Origin of the sequence: Ancylobacter defluvii (assembly GCF_018390605.1) — a bacterium.
Classification (GTDB): domain Bacteria; phylum Pseudomonadota; class Alphaproteobacteria; order Rhizobiales; family Xanthobacteraceae; genus Ancylobacter; species Ancylobacter defluvii.
The window spans coordinates 668,014-686,917 of sequence record NZ_JAHBGD010000005.1 but is presented as its reverse complement, the minus strand read 5'-3'; the positions used below and the strand labels follow the sequence as shown (position 1 = coordinate 686,917).

At 62.6% G+C, this 18,904-nt stretch carries 17 protein-coding genes; 7 read left to right on the top strand and 10 right to left on the bottom strand.

Features of this window, described 5'->3' with window-relative positions; genetic code table 11:
- Positions 1-128 precede the first annotated feature (128 nt).
- The 6 genes from KHC24_RS05835 to KHC24_RS05810 form a co-directional block, all read right to left on the bottom strand.
- Complete coding sequence (locus KHC24_RS05835; protein WP_213360452.1) at positions 129-869, bottom strand: aspartate/glutamate racemase family protein; 741 nt, start codon at positions 867-869, stop codon at positions 129-131.
- Positions 869-2,173, bottom strand: coding sequence for a TRAP transporter large permease (locus tag KHC24_RS05830; protein WP_213360449.1), 1,305 nt, complete (start codon positions 2,171-2,173; stop codon positions 869-871). The genes KHC24_RS05835 and KHC24_RS05830 overlap by 1 nt, the downstream gene beginning before the upstream one ends.
- The gene (locus tag KHC24_RS05825; RefSeq protein WP_213360446.1) at positions 2,173-2,754 is read right to left on the bottom strand and encodes a TRAP transporter small permease subunit; all 582 of its coding nucleotides are present in this window, start codon (positions 2,752-2,754) and stop codon (positions 2,173-2,175) included. The genes KHC24_RS05830 and KHC24_RS05825 overlap by 1 nt, the downstream gene beginning before the upstream one ends.
- Positions 2,755-2,780: 26 nt before the next feature.
- Positions 2,781-3,812, bottom strand: a complete 1,032-nt coding sequence (locus KHC24_RS05820; protein WP_213360437.1) for a TRAP transporter substrate-binding protein — start codon at positions 3,810-3,812, stop codon at positions 2,781-2,783.
- 262 nt (positions 3,813-4,074) lie between these two features.
- Positions 4,075-4,917, bottom strand: coding sequence for a MurR/RpiR family transcriptional regulator (locus KHC24_RS05815; protein WP_213360426.1), 843 nt, complete (start codon positions 4,915-4,917; stop codon positions 4,075-4,077).
- 175 nt (positions 4,918-5,092) lie between these two features.
- Positions 5,093-7,612: a M10 family metallopeptidase C-terminal domain-containing protein gene (locus tag KHC24_RS05810; RefSeq protein ID WP_213360423.1), complete on the bottom strand. Its 2,520-nt coding sequence runs from the start codon at positions 7,610-7,612 to the stop codon at positions 5,093-5,095.
- Between the two features lie 384 nt (positions 7,613-7,996).
- On the opposite strand from KHC24_RS05810, the gene KHC24_RS25620 reads away from it, so the two are divergent.
- From KHC24_RS25620 to KHC24_RS05795, 3 genes are all read left to right on the top strand, one after another.
- The gene (locus KHC24_RS25620; RefSeq protein ID WP_373878602.1) at positions 7,997-8,185 is read left to right on the top strand and encodes a hypothetical protein; all 189 of its coding nucleotides are present in this window, start codon (positions 7,997-7,999) and stop codon (positions 8,183-8,185) included.
- 234 nt (positions 8,186-8,419) lie between these two features.
- Positions 8,420-9,886, top strand: a complete 1,467-nt coding sequence (locus tag KHC24_RS05800) for an aldehyde dehydrogenase (protein ID WP_213360415.1) — start codon at positions 8,420-8,422, stop codon at positions 9,884-9,886.
- Positions 9,887-9,998: 112 nt separating this feature from the next.
- Positions 9,999-10,139 carry a hypothetical protein gene (locus tag KHC24_RS05795; RefSeq protein WP_213360406.1) on the top strand — a complete coding sequence of 47 codons (141 nt, stop codon included), beginning with the start codon at positions 9,999-10,001 and terminating at the stop codon, positions 10,137-10,139.
- A 78-nt stretch (positions 10,140-10,217) separates the two neighbouring features.
- Here the strand turns inward: KHC24_RS05795 and KHC24_RS05790 are convergent, their stop codons facing one another.
- Positions 10,218-10,634, bottom strand: coding sequence for an organic hydroperoxide resistance protein (locus KHC24_RS05790; RefSeq protein ID WP_213360402.1), 417 nt, complete (start codon positions 10,632-10,634; stop codon positions 10,218-10,220).
- 328 nt (positions 10,635-10,962) lie between these two features.
- Between KHC24_RS05790 and KHC24_RS05785 the strand changes: the two genes are divergently transcribed.
- Together KHC24_RS05785 and KHC24_RS05780 are read left to right on the top strand one after the other, a co-directional pair.
- Positions 10,963-12,015: an alpha/beta fold hydrolase gene (locus tag KHC24_RS05785; RefSeq protein WP_213361277.1), complete on the top strand. Its 1,053-nt coding sequence runs from the start codon at positions 10,963-10,965 to the stop codon at positions 12,013-12,015.
- Positions 12,016-12,036: 21 nt separating this feature from the next.
- Positions 12,037-12,549: a cytochrome P460 family protein gene (locus tag KHC24_RS05780; protein WP_213360399.1), complete on the top strand. Its 513-nt coding sequence runs from the start codon at positions 12,037-12,039 to the stop codon at positions 12,547-12,549.
- A 52-nt stretch (positions 12,550-12,601) separates the two neighbouring features.
- Here KHC24_RS05780 and KHC24_RS05775 read toward each other — a convergent pair whose 3' ends face one another.
- The 3 genes from KHC24_RS05775 to KHC24_RS05765 all read right to left on the bottom strand — a co-directional run bounded on the left by KHC24_RS05775 (position 12,602) and on the right by KHC24_RS05765 (position 16,276).
- Complete coding sequence (locus KHC24_RS05775; RefSeq protein ID WP_213360397.1) at positions 12,602-12,862, bottom strand: hypothetical protein; 261 nt, start codon at positions 12,860-12,862, stop codon at positions 12,602-12,604.
- Positions 12,863-12,965: 103 nt separating this feature from the next.
- A complete protein-coding gene (locus KHC24_RS05770) occupies positions 12,966-15,212 on the bottom strand; it encodes a TonB-dependent siderophore receptor (protein WP_213360395.1) in 2,247 nt (748 codons plus the stop codon).
- Between the two features lie 515 nt (positions 15,213-15,727).
- Entirely contained in the window at positions 15,728-16,276 is a 549-nt protein-coding gene (locus KHC24_RS05765) for a GNAT family N-acetyltransferase (RefSeq protein WP_213360393.1), read from the bottom strand.
- A 115-nt stretch (positions 16,277-16,391) separates the two neighbouring features.
- Here KHC24_RS05765 and KHC24_RS05760 point away from each other — a divergent pair, with 115 nt between their 5' ends.
- Together KHC24_RS05760 and KHC24_RS05755 are read left to right on the top strand one after the other, a co-directional pair.
- On the top strand, positions 16,392-16,700 hold the full coding sequence (locus tag KHC24_RS05760) for a hypothetical protein (protein WP_213360390.1): 309 nt from the start codon (positions 16,392-16,394) through the stop codon (positions 16,698-16,700).
- A gap of 427 nt (positions 16,701-17,127) precedes the next feature.
- On the top strand, positions 17,128-18,696 hold the full coding sequence (locus tag KHC24_RS05755) for a polysaccharide pyruvyl transferase family protein (RefSeq protein ID WP_213360387.1): 1,569 nt from the start codon (positions 17,128-17,130) through the stop codon (positions 18,694-18,696).
- Positions 18,697-18,904 lie beyond the last annotated feature (208 nt).

Genomic DNA, 18,904 nt, shown 5'->3' with positions numbered 1-18,904 from the left:
GAGAGCATTTTCAGAGGCCTCGCGATTGTGCACGCGACGCTCCCGAGAGGTCGCCGATTTGGCGACCGACCGCCTGGCGCCAGATGCGGAAATCCAACATTTTCCGGAAGAAGACATGCTCCGGGGACTCAGGCGCGCGCGTTCGTCTTAGCCTCCGGTAATCTCAGGGTATAACTACGTTGACAGGCAGGTGCCAACGCTTCTGCCATCTTCACAGCAGCGAGCACCGCATCGACAATCGGCACGCTGGTATGGTTGCGCAGCATGTCGGCGCAGCCGGTGAGGCCGCCAGAGCCGAGCATGATGGCATCCGCGCCATCTGTTCTCACAGCGAGATCTATAGCGCGCAGAAGCCGTTCCCGAGCGAAGCGGGTGCCGTCGGCGGCCTCCGCCACGCCGATGCCGGCCGCACGTGCCGTCGCGATGTCCGCCGCGCCGTGGCGGGCGAGTTGCGCGCGAATGCCGGGCAGCGCCGCCTCGACCGTGGTGACGATGGAAAAGCGCCGCCCCATGGTGCGCGCCGCCGCAATGCCAGCCTCGACGGCACCGACCACCGGCACGGCCACCATGCCGCGCGCGGTAGAAAGGCCGATATCGTCGAAGGCGGCGAGCACATAGGCATCAGGCCGCGACGTGAGGCTCTCGCGCACCAGAGCCAGCACATGCGGCTCGGCAATGTCGCGGTCCGCCTCGTTCTCGATCGCGAACGGGCCTTCTGCGGGATTGACCACGCGGACCGTGGTCGCCTGGGCGATCACCCGCTCCACCGCCGCACGGATGTTGCCGGTGACCCGGGAATTGGTATTGGGATTGATGATCAGGAGGCTCGCACCGCGAGCCTCCTGATCAGAGCTGGGAGGACATGACATTATCGACCCGCCAGCATGTCGGGCAACCACATCACCAGTTGCGGAAACACCATCAGTAGCAGGGTGAAAATCATCATGACGAAGACATAGGGCCACGAACCCCGCGTCACATCCGAATAGCTGCCGCCATCGGTGCGCACGCCGTGGACCACGAACAGGTTCATGCCCACGGGTGGGGTGATCAGGGCGATCTCGCACATGAGCACGATGAAGATGCCAAACCAGACCGGATCTATCCCCGCGGCGGCGACAACCGGAATGACGATCGGAACCGTCAATACCAGCATCGACATCGCGTCCATGAACGTGCCGAGCAACACGTAGAACAGCAGCAACACCAGCAGCAGCGAGAACTGGCTGAGGTCGAAGGCGGCGATCCACTGGGTCATGGTCTGCGCCGCGCCTGTCATCGAGATGGTGACGTTCAGCAACAGCGAGCACACCAGCACGATGATGACCATGCCGCTGGTCTTGGCGGCCTGGATCGAGCATTCGATCAGCAGATCCGGCGTCAGCCGGCGGTTCAAGGCGACGAAGCCGAGCGCCATGATCACGCCGATGGCCGCCGATTCCGTAGGGGTCGCCAGCCCGCCATAGATCGACCCCATCACCACTCCGAAGATCACCATCGGCGGGACGAGGTATTTGCCAAGCACGAGCTTGTCGCGCAGCGGCATGTCGATCAACTCGGTCGCCTGCGCGCCGGCCTTGCCGTGGAAAATAAAGATGTAGAGCGAGAAGGACAGCGCCAGCAGGATGCCCGGAATCACACCACCGGCGAAGAGCTGGCCGACCGAGGTATTGGCCAGCGAACCGTAGACCAGCAGGTTCACGCTCGGCGGAATGAGAATGCCGAGCGTACCCCCCGCCGCCAGAGACCCCAGCGCGGGCGACATCGGATATTTGTATTGCTGGAGTGCCGGCAGGGCGATGGTACCGACCGTCGCCGCGGTCGCGACCGACGAGCCGGACGTTGCCGAGAAAAGTGCGCAGGTCGCGATATTGGTGTGCAGCAGCCCGCCCGGCAGGCGCGCCAGCCACACCGCCATCGCGTCATACATGCGGTCCGCTATGCCGCCCCGCAGCAGCAATTCGCCGAGCAGCATGAAGAGCGGGATGGCGAGAATGGCCGGGCTGTTGACGCTCGACCAGATCACCCCGCCCATCATGTCGACGAGCGGCATGCCGTACATCAAGTAGCCGCCATAGGCGCCGACGGCGATGATGGTGACGGCCACGGGGATGCTGAGGAACATCAGCAGCAGCATGACCGAGAAGCCAAGTCCAACGATAGCGATGCTCATCACCGGGCTCCTTCGTGAATCAGCGCTTCGCGCCGCTTGAGGTCGTCGAGCTCGGCCTTAAGCTCCTCCTCCGGGGAGACGGGGCCGAAGCGACGCATCAACGACCGCAGGTCACCGAGCGCCAGCAGGCGCAGGGCCTGTGCGGCAAGTATGAGCGCGGCGATCGGAAAGGTGGCGCTGGCTATCAGCCAGACGGTCTGCGGATAGATCAGCGGTGTCGCCCAGGGCGTCGGTGCGATGGACTGGTATTCGAACGTGTCGATCACCGTGTCGACAGTAAAGTAGAAGAAATAGCCGGCGAGCACCGCCATCGAGGCCACCGACACCGCATCCAGAACCGCCTGCACGGGCTTCGGAAAAAGCGTGGTGAGCTGGTTGATGCGGATATGGGCGTTCTCCACCAGCGCGACGGTGAAGGCGAGCGGAGCGGCGATCGCGATGGCATAGCCGCCGAGTTCGTCGACGCCGCCGAGCGAGACGGAGAACAACTTGCGCAGCAGCGTCTCCACTGTGATGGCCACCGACAGAAGGATCATCAGCGCCCCGAAAAGGACGCCGAGAAAGCGCGAATAGGTTTTCATGGCTGGCTCCTGCTCCTCAGGGCGGATCAGAGGCCGAGCTGGGCGCCGACGGTGGTCCGCCAGCTCTGCTCGCATGCCGGGGCGACCGCGTTGCACTGCTTGGCCCAGATCGGCAGCGAGACGTCACTGACAGCGCCCGCCACGGCCTTGAGGTCGGCCTCGGACGCAGGGGCCTCCTTCAGCTTGTACGACACGCCGCGATTGCACGGGGTCGCGCCGGTGTTGCAGCGCATCGCATCCTCGTACAGCTCTTCGGAGAAGGCCCAGATGTCGGTGGTCAACTCGGCGATGGCGGCGGTCAGCTTGGCCTGCTGATCGGGCGTGAACTTCTTCAGGCTGTTCTGGTTGACGGCGTAGCCATTCACCGCGAGTTGCAGCGCGATCGGCAGCACGGTCGTGGTGGCTTCCGGCCAGCCGCCGGAATTGGCCGAGGCCGGGCCGGTGATGGCGCAATCGACCACCCCGCGCGCCAGCGACTGCTGGACCTCGCCGAAGGGCATCGAAATGCCCGTGGCGCCCAGCTTGGCGACGAAGTTCGCCGCGCTCTGGTCGCCGACGCGGACCTTGAGGCCCTTAAGATCGGCAAGGCCGGTTACTTCCGGCTTGCAGAAGATGACCTGTGGGCCCGCGGGCCAGACGCCGAGCAGCTTGGCATTGAACTGGGTCTGAAGCCGGCTGTCGACGAAGGGCTGGAAGGCGGCGATATGCTGCTTGCCGGCGACATAGCTGGTGTTGAGGCCCACGAGGTCGAGCCCGAGCACGGAGGGTTCGTCGCGGCTTACCTGCGGCCCGCGGATCGAGACGATGTCGAACAGGCCGGATTTCAGGATGCGCAGCCCGTCCGTGTCCGGGATGCCGGCGACGTCGACGGGGAGATACTCGACCTTGACGTCAAGGCCGGTCTTCTCGGCGAGTTTCTCGAAGAAGGGCCGCTCCTTCTGCTGGGCGATGAGGCCGGAACCCGAGGGCTGGCCGAGCACGCGCAGCGTGATGGTCTCGGCGCTGGCCGGGGTGATCATGAGGGTGGCGAAGACGGCGACGATGAGCTTCGTGGGCATGCGGGGAATCCTTGCTCTGGCGATGAGGCGGTGAACGGTTCCTGCGTAAGCTGTGGAAGCGCCGCCGAGCTGCCGGGGTCGATTGCCGCTGCACTTCCTTGCCGGACAAGGAATACAGATTTCATGCCAACAAATATGAAACCATGGTTTCATATTTTAATTCAATTAGTTGAGGCACTTCTCCCCTCTCTGCGAGCGTGAAACCGCAGTTTCATGTGACTGCATAATGGCGCCAGGTTTCGAGCATTTGCACAACGATCAGTCAAAGCTCTTCGAGTGCGTCGTTCAATGTCTCGATGCCGCGCAGCCGTGTGCGCCCGGCGAAGGCGGCTCTTTCGATGCAGCGTGTGGCCAGAAGCTGGCACACCGCCATCACCGCGACATGGCTGAACAGCGGGCCCGGAGCCAGCGTCTGGCAGCGCAGATGCCAGGTGGCGCTGGACAGAAACCCTTCGCCTTCATCGGTGATGTAGACCAGCTTCGCACCGCTTTTGTGGATCTGCTCGAGAATCAGCGGCAGGCGCGCGATGCGCCGGCGCAGGCCGAATACAATCACGGCGTCGTCTGGCGCAATGCTCACCAGATACTCCCCGAGAGTCTGGCCTGCGCCGGGAATCGCGACGATATTCTCCACGACCTGCGTGAGCTGCCATTGCAGGTAGCTGGCGAAGGAGGCATTGGCACGGAAGCCGATCACCCAGGTTTTGCGCGCGCCGAGGATAGCATCGGCAATGGCGCTCGCCTGAGCATCGGTAATGGCGAGGAAGGTGGCCTCCAGATTGGCGACGGCCTGTGCGATATGCGCGGCTACCGACTGCTCGCCGGCAGCATCGACCGAGGTGGATAGGAACAGGCGCGAGCCAGTCTGCTTCTCCGCCCGGGCATGGCGCCGGGCCTCCTCGTAATTCTCATAGCCGAGGCGCTGGACAAAGCGCGAGACTGTCGCCTTGGAGACATGGGCGAGCGAGGCCAGTTCCTGTGCGGAATAGCTGGCGAGCTCGCCGGGAAAGTCGCACACGAAATCACCAAGGCGGCGCTCGGCCGGGTGAAGGCTGGGAAGAGCCTGTCGCACGCGGGTTAAAAACGAGCGCTCTTTCGACATCATGAGGCCTTATGTGAAATCTCAATTCCACAGGGTCCTACCATCTCGGACGAAGCGCAATGGTTCCCGCGATTGCCCAGACCCGAGCCATGCGGTGGCTATAGCCATTTCTGCCATCTACAAAATGCCGCTCGGTGTCCGTCTTGCTGCCTTCGCGTTTGCCGGCTGTAGCGCTCACTCACGCAAGCAGGAAGTTGCTCGTCGTGAGGTCGGCGACCTTGGCGTTCTGCAGCACGATGCCGTCGCTGCCGTCCCAGATCACCACATCCGTGCCGTTTTGGAACGCCGCGCTCATCGCGGCCCCGATCGACGAGAAGATCGCGCTGTCGAACACCACCCGGTCGCGGGTGACGTTCCAGTCGACGAAATAGTCGACGCCGCCGCCCTCCTCGAGGATCGCGTAATCGTAGCCCGCGCCGCCATAATAAGCGTCGGTGCCGCGGCCGCCGGTCATGTAGTCGTTGCCGTCCTCGCCGAACAGCCGGTCGCTACCGTCATGGCCGTAGAGGCTGTCCGCACCGCCGCCGCCATAGAGGTTATTGTTCAGTTCGTTGCCGGCGACGATGTTGCTCTTGCCGTTGCCACCGGCATCAGTGGCGGAGCCGAACAGCACGATGTTCTCGAAATCATTGTCCAACCCGCGATTGACCGAGGTCCACAGCGTGTCCGTGCCTTCATTTGGCGCCTCATAGACGATGTCGGAGAGATGATCGACGATGTAGGTGTCGTTGCCCTTGCCGCCGATCATCTGGTCCGGTCCGATGCCGCCGTCGAGATGGTCGCTGCCGCTCAGCCCCTCCAGCCGGTCGGCGCCGGCGCCGCCATAGAGTTCGTTGCTGCCCTGGTTGCCCCGCAGAAGATTGCCGAGATCGTTGCCCCGCAGATCGGTGGCGAGGGTGCCCTCCTCGGCGAACGCCTCCTCCACATGCGCCGGCAGCACATAATCGGCGATCCGCACGGTGACCCGATCGACGCCCTCATTCGCGGCTTCGATGACCAGGTCGCCGGTGTTGTCGACCACATAGCGGTCATTGCCGGCGAGGCCGGTCATGGTGTCGGCGCCGGCGCCGCCGTTCAGCACGTTGTCGGCGATATTGCCGCGCAGGGTGTCATTGCCGGAGCCGCCTCTGGCGTTCTCGATCAGCGAGGCCGGATTGTTGTTGTGCAGATAGGCATTGTAGATGTTGCCCTTCGCATGAACGCCATCGCCGAGCGAGGCGCGCTGCGCCTGCGAGAACAGGCTCGCGCCGCCCGGCGACAGGTCGATCGACATCGCCTCGCTGTAGTTCGAGAAGTCGTAGGTGTCGCTGCCGCCGCCGTCCCAGATGGTCAGGAAGATCTTGTTCGCGCCCGGGGTCACTGTCCTCACCCCGTTGACGAACATGGCGCCCGTCGCATCCCATTTGTAGGTGGTGCCGGTAGCATTGGTGCTGTAATCGGCGCCGTACATCGCCTGCAGCGCCTGTATGTCCAGAGCCATGAAGGTCTGGGGAAAGTCCCACTGGCCGTTCGTGTAATCCCCCGCAGGCCCACCGACATAAGACCGGTCGCTCATCACGGTATATTCAAGCGAATCCCTGTCCGCCGGAACCGCGACATCGGCGATGCCGCCAACTTCGCTGGCCGACTTCAGGCCCAGCGCGCGACCAGCCGCCTGCAGATAGACGAAGTGCTGCTCATTGCCGACGCGGGTCCGGTTCTCCAAGTCGTTCTGTGCCGAATTGAACCACACGCTGCCGATGCTCGGCGGATCCGCGAAATACCGCTGGTCGAAGCCGGTACCGTTCTGGAACCTTATGTCGCCGTCGTTCGCATATCTCGGATAGCCGTGGTCATCATAGGACGTCGGAGGCGACCGCTTCACACTGGTGGCAACGAGACTTGCCACGCTGCCGTAGAGTGTGAGCGGCAGATTCATCTCGTCGCCGGTGTTGAGATATGATCCGAGAAATAGGGCGCCGAGACTGTCGACTTGCGCCGGGCCGACTCCCGTTCCGAAGCTGAACGTTATCTCGTCGGTCCACTTCTCTCCGTCGATTAGCCCATCGATATAGTCGTTGCCAGTCGCCGCGACGGTCGTGGCGCGATCGGGATTGGTTCCGAGCGTTTCCGACGTGAATTCCCGCGACCCCGTTTCCCCGTCGTAAAAATAGAAGCGCTCGATGCCTGTGATGGCCGCCTTGTAGTTCGCGTAGAACAGGAAGACGGTTTCACCCTTTTTTACGATGGCGAAATCGTTAACATTTCGATCAATGTGGAGCGTGTCGTAGCCGGTTCCACCGTTGAAAACGAGGGCACCACCTTGGGCTTGGGGAGCGTCGCCGAATAGCGTGTCGTCGCCGGCATCGCCGTTCAGAATGGCGTTCGTCGATAATCCGGAACCGAGTTGATCATTGCCGTCTCCACCGTTGAACGTCCCGCCCGAACTGTAATCGGCATCGAGGTTGTCGTTGCCATCGCCGCCATTGAAGACACCGCCAGAGTGAGGGCCGTTGTCGGTATCTTTGCTACCGGCCGTGAGATAGTCATCTCCCCCGCCGCCATTGAACTCGCCGCCAGTCCCGCCATCGGCGTAGAGCCGGTCGGCATTTCCGAAGCCGTTCAGCGTGACGTTGTTGAACCCGCCTCCGAACAGTTCATCGGCGTCTTCCGTGCCATTGACCACGTCGTTATTCTGCGTGGCCACTTTCGTTACCATCGTTCACTCCCTGCGGTCGTCGTTCTTATGTCTGTGTCGTTCCATCGGCGACGAACCAGGCCATCACGGAATGGCGCCGTTCGGCGGGCGGATCCTCGGCTCGCACCACTCTAGATTGAAGCCCCAGCGCGTCAATCCAGCTGCCGCTCCGACAAGCGCCCATCATCCATCGGATCGGTCGGAGGTCACAATTCAACAACGCGGCAGATCATCGTGTGACATGGAGCTCCGGCCGACGATCGCCCGCCTCTCAGATGACCTGTCAGATCCGTTCACATCGCCCTTCGCTACGCTCAACTCAATGCCGAGGTCCAGGACTTCAAGAATGGCGGTCTCTGATTAGGAGGCTGGGATGGGTGTTTTTTCCTGCCGAGCGCACGTCAGATGGCGCGGATCTCGCCGTTTCTTCCCCTGACCCATGGTGTGCCTCGGGGGGCTGACCGGCGGGTGGTGAGCGGCATCGTCTGTTTGGTCGGCAACGGGCTGCAATACCGCGCAGCCTATCGCCGCAGCAACGTCATCGAACGCATGTCCGGCAGGCTCAAGAACTGGCGACGCATCGCAACACGATAGGCCGGGCTCGCCGTCAACTTCCCCGCAGCCATAGCCCTCGTCGCCCTGATCACTCAATGGCTCGAGTGAGCCCCTATTCTGGCCGAAAGCACGGCGCCAGGCCGACTTGAACCCTCACCGCCGCCGAGGCCTGCCCTGGCTGCGTTCGGCTACAAATGCAAACATTATGGCCGCCCGCGCAACACATGCCCGATACGCGGTCACGTCAGCCTCCCTTTCATGAAGGAGGCCAACATGCCTGATATCAATGATGAGTTCGCTCCCCACCTGCTCGAGCGCTTCCATATTGGCGGCGACTGGGTTCCAAGCCGTTCCGGCCGCTACACCGCCGTCGTGCACCCCGCCACCGAAGGCACGGTCTTCGATGCCGCCCTGGCCGACACCGACGACATGGATCGCGCGGTCGCCGCCGCCCGCGCCGCCTTCGACAAGGGCCCGTGGCCGCGCATGAGCGGCGCCGAGCGTGCCAGGCTGATGACACGGCTTGCCGACCGGCTCGCGCAGCGTTCGGAGCTTTTGGCGCGTCTCGCCACGGCGCAGGTCGGCATGCCGATCTCCCTCGCGGAGAACCTCGTGCTCACCGGCCTTGCCCGCTACCGCTACTATGCCGAGCTCGCCGCCAGCTATGCGTTCGAGGATCGCCGCCCGACGGCGCGCGGCCATGCCCGCGTCCGGCGCGAGCCCGTGGGCGTGGCAGTGCTCATCTCGCCGTGGAACGCGACCTTCCCGATCACCGCGCATAAGGTCGGCGCGGCGCTCGCGGCCGGCTGCACCATGATCGTGAAATCACCGGTGGAAAGCCCGGTCGAGGGTCTCATCCTCGCCGAATGCGCCGCAGAGGCCGGGTTTCCTCCCGGCGTCATCAATGTCGTCACGGCCGACCGTCCCGAGAGCGCCTATCTCGTTGCCTCGCCGGAGGTCGACAAGATCAGCTTCACCGGCAGCGTCGCCGCCGGCCGGCAGATCGGCCTCAGCGCCGCCGACCGCATGGCGCGCGTGACGCTGGAACTCGGCGGCAAGTCGGCGGCGGTCATTCTTCACGACGCCGATCTTTCGACCGCCCTCCCCGCCCTCGCCCCCTTCACCATGCCGTTCTCCGGACAGATCTGCTTCTCCCAGACCCGCATCCTCGCGCCCAACTCGCGCTTTGACGAGGTTGTGGAGGCCTATAGCGGCGCGATCGGTAGACTGAGGCTCGGTGACCCGTGGGACCGGCAGACACAGGTCGGCCCGGTGCTGAATGCCCGTCAGCGCGACCGCATTCTCGGCTTCATAGCTGAAGGCGTCGACGAAGGCGGACGAATCGTCCTGGGTGGCAGCCGACCCTCGGCATTCAGCCAGGGCTTTTTCATCGAGCCGACCGTCTTCGTGGGTGTCACCCCGCAGATGACGATCGCCCGCGAAGAGATCTTCGGCCCGGTCGTCACCATCCAGGGATATGCCGATGAGGACGAGGCCGTCCGTCTCGCCAATGACAGCGAACTCGGCCTGAGCGGCAGCGTCTACAGCCGCGATACCGAGCACGCCTATGAGGTGGCGTGCCGGATTCGTACCGGTCAGGTCGGCATCAACGGGTTGGAGTTGGCCCCGTCTGTCCCGTTTGGCGGCTACAAGCTCTCGGGTATCGGGCGCGAGGGTGGGCCGGAGGGGCTGGAGGCTTTCCTCGAAACCAAGGCCGTCTTCATGCCGGTGGCGGCCTAGGCCCACCCGGCGAACCAGCCTCACCGGCGGCGTCCGGCTTCAGTCCAGGACCGGCGAACCCCGGATGGCGGGACCCACGGTATGCCTCGAACCCACGACAAAGGAGATACCGATGCGCTCCATCATCATCGCGGTTGCGACCGTCGCATTGGCCGCCTTCCCATGCGCCTGGGATTCCAACCCGCGGGAGACGGCACCGATCGCATCGATCATCGCCGGGCAGCCGGATACGGCAAATTTCGCCAACCGTTGAGGACCAACCACCGCCTGCTTAATCTCTTGCGGGGAGCCGGGTACTGCACCCGGCTCCCCGGTCCATGCCTCGCCGGCCTCAGACCACGTTGAGCGCAACCTCGATATTGCCATGCGTCGCCTTGGAGTACGGGCAGGTCCGGTGCGCCTCCTCCACAAGGCTGCGGGCGAGTTCCGCTTCGAGGCCGGGGAGCCGGACGGTGAGGCGCGCCTGCAGGAAGTAGGCCCCTTCGGCGGTGCCGAGATCGACTTCCGCATCGACGGCGAGGTCCGCCGGCAGCGCGAGCTTGCGCTTGCCGGCAGCGATGCCGATGGCGCCGATGAAACAGGCCGACCACCCGGCCGCGAACAGCTGCTCCGGGTTGGTGCCGGCGCCGGTGCCGCCCGGCGTCGAGAGCTTCAGGTCGAGCCGGCCGTCGGAACTGCGGGAGGCGCCCTCGCGCCCGCCGGTTGTGTGTGTCTTCGCGGTGTAGAGAACCTTGTCGATCTTGGTCATGAGACGCTCCGTTGGCTGGCGCTGCTACAAGCGGCGTCGATCAGCGGACGCGACATCGCAACCGGGCATGTCCGGCATGTTTGACGAAGCGAGGGTTTCTGTAACTGAAACCCTCGCCCCACTGGATTGTTACATTGAGATACTTGGAGACATCCTATCGAGAACGCATGCACGTGCGTTCCCGACACAGCATCCGCGACTTGTATCGCACTGTATCTCTGCAGAGGTGTCTTACACGGACTTTCAATTCCGGCCGGATTCCACACAGCGCGGATACAGGGCGGTCGTCCTATGCGGCCACCAACGAACAGCATGCGGGAAGAAATCGATGTCGAACGAGATCAATCAGCAACGTCGCGGCCTGCTCGGCATGGCCGCCCTTGGTGTGGCCGCCGGCTCCCTCGGAATAATCTCCGCGGCTTCGGCGCAGTCGGGCACAGGCACGGCTGGCGCTCCGCCCCTCCCCGCAGGCGGCGCGCGCACGTCCTTCGCTCCGCTGAAGCAGGTTGATGCCGGTGCGCTGAAGGTGAGCTATGCGGAAACCGGCCCGGCCAATGGCACGCCCGTCCTGCTGCTGCACGGCTGGCCTTACGACATCCACGCCTATGTCGAGGTGGCGCCAATCCTCGCGGCGGCCGGTTACCGCGTGCTCGTGCCCTATCTGCGCGGCTATGGCGGCACCCGCTTCCTTTCCGAAGAGACGCCGCGTAACGGCCAGCAGGCGGCGTTGGCGGTCGATGCCCTTGCCTTCATGGACGCGCTCGGGATCGAAAGCGCAGTTCTTGGCGGGTTCGATTGGGGAGCGCGGACCGTCAACATCCTCGCCGCCCTCTGGCCGGAGCGCTGCAAGGGTATCGTGTCGGTCAGCGGCTACCTGATCGGCAGCCAGGAGGCGAACCGCATGCCGCTACCGCCCAAGGCAGAGCTGCAATGGTGGTACCAGTATTACTTCGCCACCGAGCGCGGTGAGGCCGGCTACCGGAAATACACCCATGATTTCGCCCGGCTGATCTGGGAGCTCGCCTCGCCCAAATGGGCCTTCGACGACGCCACTTTCAACCGCTCGGCCACCGCGTTCGACAATCCCGACCATGTCGCCATCAGCATCGACAATTACCGCTGGCGGCTGGGCTTGGCGAAGGGCGAGGCAAAATATGACGAGATCGAGAAGAAGCTCGCGGCGTCCCCGACCATCGGCGTTCCGACCATCACCATGGAAGGCGACGCCAACGGCGCACCGCATCCCGATCCGGCGGCCTATGCGAAGAAATTCACCGGTAAATACGCGTTCCGGCTGATCAGCGGAGGCATCGGCCACAACCTGCCGCAGGAAGCACCCGCCGCCTTCGCGCAGGCGATCATGGATGTCGACAAGTTCTGAGGCAGGAGCGGGAAATACGCGATGAAGCCGCTTTACATCCTGGCGTGCGCCGGCGCGCTGCTGACGCCGCTGGGGCTCGCCGCAGCGACGCACGCCGCCAGCGACACCGCTCCGGAGAACGCCTCGCCGATCTTCGGCGTCACCATTCCGGACGGCTACCGCAAATGGGAACTGATCGCTCCCGCACTTGAGGCGGATCCCCTGAACGAGCTGCGTGCCGTCGTCGGCAATCAGACCGCGATGGATGCCTATCGTCAGGGCATCCTGCCCTTTCCGGACGGAACCATCCTGGTAAAGCTGGCCTGGAAGCAGAAGCAATCACCGGAATTTGGGCCGGCGACCGTGCCGGGCGCCGCCACCACCGTTCAGGTCATGGTGAAGGATTCAAAGAAATATCCCGAAACCGGCGGTTGGGGTTTTGGGCGCTTCGTCAATGGCAAGCCGGTCGATCAGGCACAGCACGAGACATGCTGGGCCTGCCACCAGGCGCTGGTGAAAGACCATGACTATGTCTTCACCCGCTATGCGCCGTGAGTTGGCCAGAAACCCGTCTCCGACCTGACTGGCCCGCCGCGCGGTAGCCTCGCTACCTGCGCGGCTCCACGGCGATGCCGTTGGACTCCGCCCACCACCGAAACGCATTGCCGGCCTCGGTAACGTCGTCGGGATCAACGGCGCTCTGCAATCGACGGATGAGGCCGTCATAGTCGCCCTTGGCATGCGGGTTGGCCTGAGCGAAGGCCAAAGCTTCGTCGAGTGTCGTGATGTCGAACTCCGCCGATCCTGCCCGCACGCGGACAGCCGAGATAACGGCAGGTGAATCGAACGCGTGATCGGCGTTGGACATGGCGAACACTCCTGCTCGACGTGGACCAGAGGAACCAACGCGTGACGAACAACGACGTTCCCATGCGCGCCAGGAGGCAGTGCTCATCGAGCCACAGCGGTCCTCACCAATGATAGGCCAGGGTCGCGAGAACACTACGGCCGGTGCCGACGAAACACTGATACGCCGAAGCGCAGGCCGAGACATAGTACTTGTCGGCGAGGTTCTGCCCGGTCAGCGAGAAACGCCATCCGTCGTCTCCGCCCGGCGTTCCACCGAAATCATAGTGCAGCGCGGCGTCGAACAGCACCCGGTCCGGCACGATCATGGCGACGGTGTTGGTCTGGTCGCCATAGCTCTCGCCGATATAGCGGGCACCGCCGCCGAGCGTCAGGCCCGCCAGCGTGCCGGTGCTCCAGGTGTAGTCAACCCAGGCGGAAGCGGCGTTGCGCGGCACGCCCGTCGGCGTTTTGCCCTGGACGCCGGCGACGTTGCTCTGCGTCACCTCGGCGTCGGTATAGGCATAGGCCAGCGTCAGGTTGAGGCCGGGCAGCACTTCAGCCTTGCCGGAGAATTCGAAGCCGTGGGATTCGACCTCGCCGGTCTGGGTCTGGCAGGTAGCGCTGCTGCATAGGGTAACGGCGGTATTGGTGCTGGTGTGCTGGGTGTCGGCGGTCAGCACATTCCGCTGGGTGAGTTCATAATAGGAGGCGGTGAACAGCCCATTGAAGCTGGTGGGCTGGTACTTCACCCCCGCCTCGAACTGCCGCGCCGTGGTCGGTGCGAACGGCACGCCGCCATAGCCGGTGCCGATCACCGGATCGAAGGAGGTGGCGTAGCTCACATAGGGGGCGATGCCGTTGTCGAACTGGTAGAGCAGGCCGCCGCGATAGGTGAAGGCGGTATCGTCGCTCGAATAGCTGACCTTGCTGCCGCTCGCCAGCGTCTCGGTCGTTGTGTCGCCGGTGAGGTAGTCCTCGCGCATGCCGAGCAGCGCATGCCAGTTGCCATAGGTGATCTGATCCTGCGCATAGCCGCCGAGCTGGGTGCGGTCGGCCGATTGGCTGGTGGTCAGCTTGGGCGAGGCGATATTATTCCACACCGGCGACAGGTAGTTCACATAGACCGTGCTGCCGGTGCCGTAGGTGGCGTCGGCGTCATAGCGCTGCAGATCGACGCCGAACAGCATGGTGTGATCCAGCGCACCGGTGGAGAAGGTCGCCTGCGCCTGATTGTCGAGGGTCAACCCTTCCAGCGATTCGATGTAGCGCGAAGGCGAGAGGCCCATGCAGAGATAGGATTGCCCCCGACAGGAGGCGGCTGGCGCCCAGACATTCGCGTTCGGCAACGCTGACAGCGCCTTGAAGTCGGTATCCAGCCACAGGTAGCGGAAGTTCTGCCGCAGGGTCCAAACCGTGTCGACGTCATGCTCGATGCGGTAGCCGAGGCTCCACTGGGTGCGGTCGAAGCCGGAGTACGGGCTCTCATTGGGCGAAAAATTGCGGGGAATCTGGCCGTTCGGGTTGGCCTGCAAGGTGCCGAGCGCCGGTAGCCAGGTCGAGTAGTAGCTCTCCGGGTCGCGCTCATAGGTGGCCTGCAACTCGACGCGGGTGTTCTCGGCGGGCTTGAAGCTGACCATCGGCGCCACGAGGATTCGCTCGCCTTCCGAGCCATTGACCTCGCTGTCGGTCAGTCGCCCCAGCGCGATGAGGCGGTAGAGCGCGGAGCCGTCCGGCAGCAGCTTGCCGTTCAGGTCGACGCCGAGCTCCGCTTCGCCGTAGCTGCCGATGCCGGCGATGATCTCGTTCTTCGCACCCGCGTCCGGCCATTTGCTGACCAGATCGATGCTCCCGCCGGGATTGGTCTGGCCGTAGATCGTAGACATCGGCCCGCGCACGATATCGATGCTCTGCAAGAGATAGGGATCGATGCTCGGCACCGCATAGTTCACCCCCTTGAACAGCCGCAGGCCGTCCCAGAACTGCACGTAGTTGGCATTGCCGCCGAAGCCACCGAAGCCGCGCATGATGATGCTGTCGTAGCGGTTGCCGGGCCGTGCATCGGAAATCACCCCGGCCTCATAGCGCAGGGCTTCCTGGACGGTCTGCGAGCCTTGGATCTCGATCTGGTCGCTGGTGACGACGGAAATGGAAATCGGCGTCGTTTCGATGGGGGAATCGGTCTTGGTGCCAGCGGCGGTGCGTCGCGCGACAAAGCCTTCCGTATCGCCCCTGTCGTCGTCGCCAGTCACTTCGACGGTATCGAGCGTGATCGCTCCCTCGCCGCGCGATTGGGCCGAGGCAGGAGAGATCGCGGGCAGCAGGATCAACAGGGCGACCCAAGAGGCCCGGCACATCAAATGCACCCGCATTCATACATCCCCAGAAGATTACGTATGGTAATATAAATGAAGAATTCGTAAGAATCACACCTGCCTCTCTATGATTATAAATATCTATGTGGATGTTAAGAAGCAAAATTTAAAACAAACATGTAGTTTTTAATTGTTCAATTATAAATTAGTGAATTCGTATCTTGATACATTTATATGATTATAATATAAATTACTTAATCATCACATCGATCATGAAAGATAGTATATCAAGGAGTTTCGACGGAAAATCATGTTCACCAAAGAACATAGCCGCGAGATCTGATGATCAATGTCCGGGAACAGCCGACGTCGACGCGCGCCCCCCCCTAAACACCTCCAGCAGCGCCCAGGATTCAGGCCCGATCGAGCGCGATCAGCGATCCATTGCGCGACGCCACAGCATGGCTGCGGAATGTGCGGAAGTTTAACAGATGGAAACGAAACGGTGAGGAAGGAGGCGCCGGTAGAGACCGATATCGCCCCCTTCACGGCGGCTACCACGCTCTGCGTGGTCAATTGTCCGAGCGGACGACCGACAAGGTCCGATCACCATCGCCCAGGGACCTCTGCATCAGCACCGTGTCCACCCAACGGCCGAATTTGAAACCGACCGACTTCAACGTGCCGACGGCCTCGAACCCGAGCCGCCTGTGCAGTGCAATCGAGCCTTCATTGCCGCTATTGCCGATCACGGCGAGCATCTGCCGCCAATGGCCGGCTTCGCAGCGCACGATCAGTTCGGCCAACAACGCGGCACCTATGCCACGCCCGCCATTGCCGTCGGCCACGTAGACCGAATCTTCGACCGTGTGGCGGTAGGCCGGTCGTGGGCGATAGGCCGTCGCATAGGAATAGCCGAGAATTCGCCCGCCGCTTTCCGCGACCAGATAGGGCAGCCCTGCCGCCAGCACCGCCTGACGCCGGACGACCAGCTCCGCCGTTGATGGCGGCGTGGTTTCGAAGCTGGCAAGGCCGGTTAGAACATGATGAGCATAGATGGCCTGCACGGCCTCCATGTCGTCATCGCGGGCATCGCGGACATTCACCGGAGTGACGATCATCTCACGCTCGCCCTGACGGCAGCTTCATTCATCGCGCGTCCAATCCCCTTTTACGCGGCCCAGGATCGGCGCGCCATGTCGTGGTCGACGGCCGCCCCCCCTCACCTTGCCTCGGATGACGAAGGTCGAGCAATGTGGCCGGCGCATCATCCGAGGACTCTTCAACAGCACCCGATCGGCGCCAGAGGGGCTTGGCGACCTCGACCTGCTGTTCCGCCAGATCCGTCAGACCGATATCGTCGATCAAATGCGGATCGTCCCTCAACCTGCGCTCAAGGTCGCGGCGAAAGCCGATCTGCAGCGCCAGGTCGCGAGAATACGCCGCAAGGTCGCTGGACCCTCGTGCCGGGGCGATGTTGCCGCTGGCGCTAAGAATGCTCCCGGCCGCACTGTCGGATGCGGGCCGCCGCATTGTTGCCCTTGACCTGAGCCCCTATTCTCCTCCGGCTTGAGGGAGGGAGCCGGGTTTCGTTGTGGTGCTCCGCGAATTTGGGCCAGCGAGAGCTGGAAAATTCCGGGGTTAAGGCTCATGCCGGCACAGGTGCCGGAGAGCCATTCAGGACCGCAATCGAGGTCGGTTCGGTGCCGTTGTCGGAGACGATCGTGTCGAGCCGGCCGCCCCAGCGGATGATGGCCCCCAGCTCGCGCACGACACGAAGCCCCGACCGCGCGCCCCCGCGCTCCAGTGGCGGCAGCTATCGACTGCGCCGCACTTATCTCCTATTCTCAGAGCCCGCGATCCGGGTTGAGGTGAAGGTTGAAACTGCGATAAGCGCAACCTTCGATTCGACCGCAAGCTCAAAGACCTTTTTTGCTGTACGCTTGATTGATTTTGAAATTTGGAGCCTGGAATGCTCGAAGAATATTCGAATAAAATTGAACTTTTTCTACAGGCGTCAGGCCTTCAACCCTACGTCGTGAAGGTTTGGACATATGACGATGTCTGCCTGGTCGCTGATTTGAATTATAAGGGCGTTCGATTCGGGTTTGATTTTACACCCTCGGAAAACGGGCTGTTCATCCTCGACATTGCTCCAAGACGATACAAATCCGCTTTTCGCGTGACTGCTAACGGCAGGAAGAAGCGGCTTGCGCAAGATGTCTCGCTGGATCGGACACTGAAGGTCGTCCGGAACAAAACTCGCCAGTTAATTTCAGATATCGACGGTTATATTGAGTCCCGCAAATCGCTTTCGGCAATAGCGACCGCTCCGCAACCTGCGACGCCCCCCGAGGCAGCACCAAGGCCTTCGAGGCCATTGAAGGTCGGGGTGATGACCCTTCCGCCCCGCACGAATTTTGGCGGCGCCCTTCAGGCGCACGCCGTGATGGAGGTGCTGAGGCGACTTGGGCACGAGCCCGTGCTTATCAACAGGCAACACCCCGCGCCCGACACGGATCCCGATGCAGCCGGTTCTGCGCAGGATGCGGAGATACCTCTGTTCACCAGCTCTTTTGCCGCAGGCAAAAAGGCTCCAGCATTCCTCTTCACCGAGAAATATACGTCTCCCATAACGAGACCGTTCTATTCTCCGGCTCAGTTAAGCAGGAATGTTGGTCGATACGATTTTGACGCAATCGTTGTCGGAAGCGATCAGGTTTGGCGTCCTCAATATGCGAGAAATATTCTATCCGATTTCTTCTGCGGCTTTCTTCCAGAAGATGACAATCGCACCAAACGCATCAGCTATGCGGCATCATTCGGCGCGCCTGACTGGGAATTTGACCCCGAACAGACGCGCATGGCTGCACACCTGATCAAGAAATTCGACGCCGTATCAGTCAGGGAGGATGGTGCCGTTGAACTCTGCCGGGACCATCTCGGGTCTGACGCCCAACATGTCCTCGACCCGACTCTGCTGCTGCCGGCCGATCACTATGCCAAGCTGTGCTTGCCCAAGCAGCTGAGCTCCAACAGCGGCCAGGTGACGGCCTATATCCTGGACACTAGCCGCGACAAAACCCGCGTCATCAACGCCGTGTCGCGAAAGCTTTCCGTAAAGGCCTACTCTACGGACGGCCAGCGCTACACCTCTACGGCGCCGGCAAACGACGATAAGGCCGACAAGACGGTCGAGGGTTGGCTTGCAGCATTCCACAAATCCGTCTTCGTGGTCACGGATTCCTTCCACGGATGCGTGTTCTCGATACTCTTCAACAAACCCTTCATTGCCTACGGCAATCCCGCGCGGGGCATGGCGCGTTTTACCTCCTTGTTGAAGATGTTTGGGCTGGAGGACCGGCTTGTGGTCAAGTCATCGGAGATAGACCTTGACCGGATGCTGCGGCCCATCGATTGGAATGCCGTTAATGGTCGCCTGGAGAAGCTTCGTGGGCAGTCTCTTGGGTTTTTGATCTCGGCGCTGGCCGGCGATAAAGAAGCGACTGAACGGCTCATATTGGCAGACGTATCCGCTTAGAACGCATGTCCCTGACGCTCGCCAACCTGCCTACGCGCTGCGGCCAGCCGCAGCGCGGCCTTGTCGCTTTCATTAGAACCGCAGCCATTTCTACCCTTGAAGCCGCATGGTTAAAGGAATCCATGCCGGCAGATGGATAAGGTGGAATGTGAGAAGCGTCACATCCGAGAAGGCTGAGATCATTTTCCCGGTCAGATCCTCGACATCG

What these genes read in the sequence shown, in the direction of transcription:
- KHC24_RS05835 (WP_213360452.1), bottom strand. Translation starts at nt 869, where the DNA reads ATGTCATGTCCTCCCAGCTCTGATCAGGAGGCTCGCGGTGCGAGCCTC.
- KHC24_RS05830 (WP_213360449.1), bottom strand. Translation starts at nt 2,173, where the DNA reads ATGAGCATCGCTATCGTTGGACTTGGCTTCTCGGTCATGCTGCTGCTG.
- KHC24_RS05825 (WP_213360446.1), bottom strand. Translation starts at nt 2,754, where the DNA reads ATGAAAACCTATTCGCGCTTTCTCGGCGTCCTTTTCGGGGCGCTGATG.
- KHC24_RS05820 (WP_213360437.1), bottom strand. Translation starts at nt 3,812, where the DNA reads ATGCCCACGAAGCTCATCGTCGCCGTCTTCGCCACCCTCATGATCACC.
- KHC24_RS05815 (WP_213360426.1), bottom strand. Translation starts at nt 4,917, where the DNA reads ATGATGTCGAAAGAGCGCTCGTTTTTAACCCGCGTGCGACAGGCTCTT.
- KHC24_RS05810 (WP_213360423.1), bottom strand. Translation starts at nt 7,612, where the DNA reads ATGGTAACGAAAGTGGCCACGCAGAATAACGACGTGGTCAATGGCACG.
- KHC24_RS25620 (WP_373878602.1), top strand. Translation starts at nt 7,997, where the DNA reads ATGGCGCGGATCTCGCCGTTTCTTCCCCTGACCCATGGTGTGCCTCGG.
- KHC24_RS05800 (WP_213360415.1), top strand. Translation starts at nt 8,420, where the DNA reads ATGCCTGATATCAATGATGAGTTCGCTCCCCACCTGCTCGAGCGCTTC.
- KHC24_RS05795 (WP_213360406.1), top strand. Translation starts at nt 9,999, where the DNA reads ATGCGCTCCATCATCATCGCGGTTGCGACCGTCGCATTGGCCGCCTTC.
- KHC24_RS05790 (WP_213360402.1), bottom strand. Translation starts at nt 10,634, where the DNA reads ATGACCAAGATCGACAAGGTTCTCTACACCGCGAAGACACACACAACC.
- KHC24_RS05785 (WP_213361277.1), top strand. Translation starts at nt 10,963, where the DNA reads ATGTCGAACGAGATCAATCAGCAACGTCGCGGCCTGCTCGGCATGGCC.
- KHC24_RS05780 (WP_213360399.1), top strand. Translation starts at nt 12,037, where the DNA reads ATGAAGCCGCTTTACATCCTGGCGTGCGCCGGCGCGCTGCTGACGCCG.
- KHC24_RS05775 (WP_213360397.1), bottom strand. Translation starts at nt 12,862, where the DNA reads ATGTCCAACGCCGATCACGCGTTCGATTCACCTGCCGTTATCTCGGCT.
- KHC24_RS05770 (WP_213360395.1), bottom strand. Translation starts at nt 15,212, where the DNA reads ATGCGGGTGCATTTGATGTGCCGGGCCTCTTGGGTCGCCCTGTTGATC.
- KHC24_RS05765 (WP_213360393.1), bottom strand. Translation starts at nt 16,276, where the DNA reads ATGATCGTCACTCCGGTGAATGTCCGCGATGCCCGCGATGACGACATG.
- KHC24_RS05760 (WP_213360390.1), top strand. Translation starts at nt 16,392, where the DNA reads ATGACGAAGGTCGAGCAATGTGGCCGGCGCATCATCCGAGGACTCTTC.
- KHC24_RS05755 (WP_213360387.1), top strand. Translation starts at nt 17,128, where the DNA reads ATGCTCGAAGAATATTCGAATAAAATTGAACTTTTTCTACAGGCGTCA.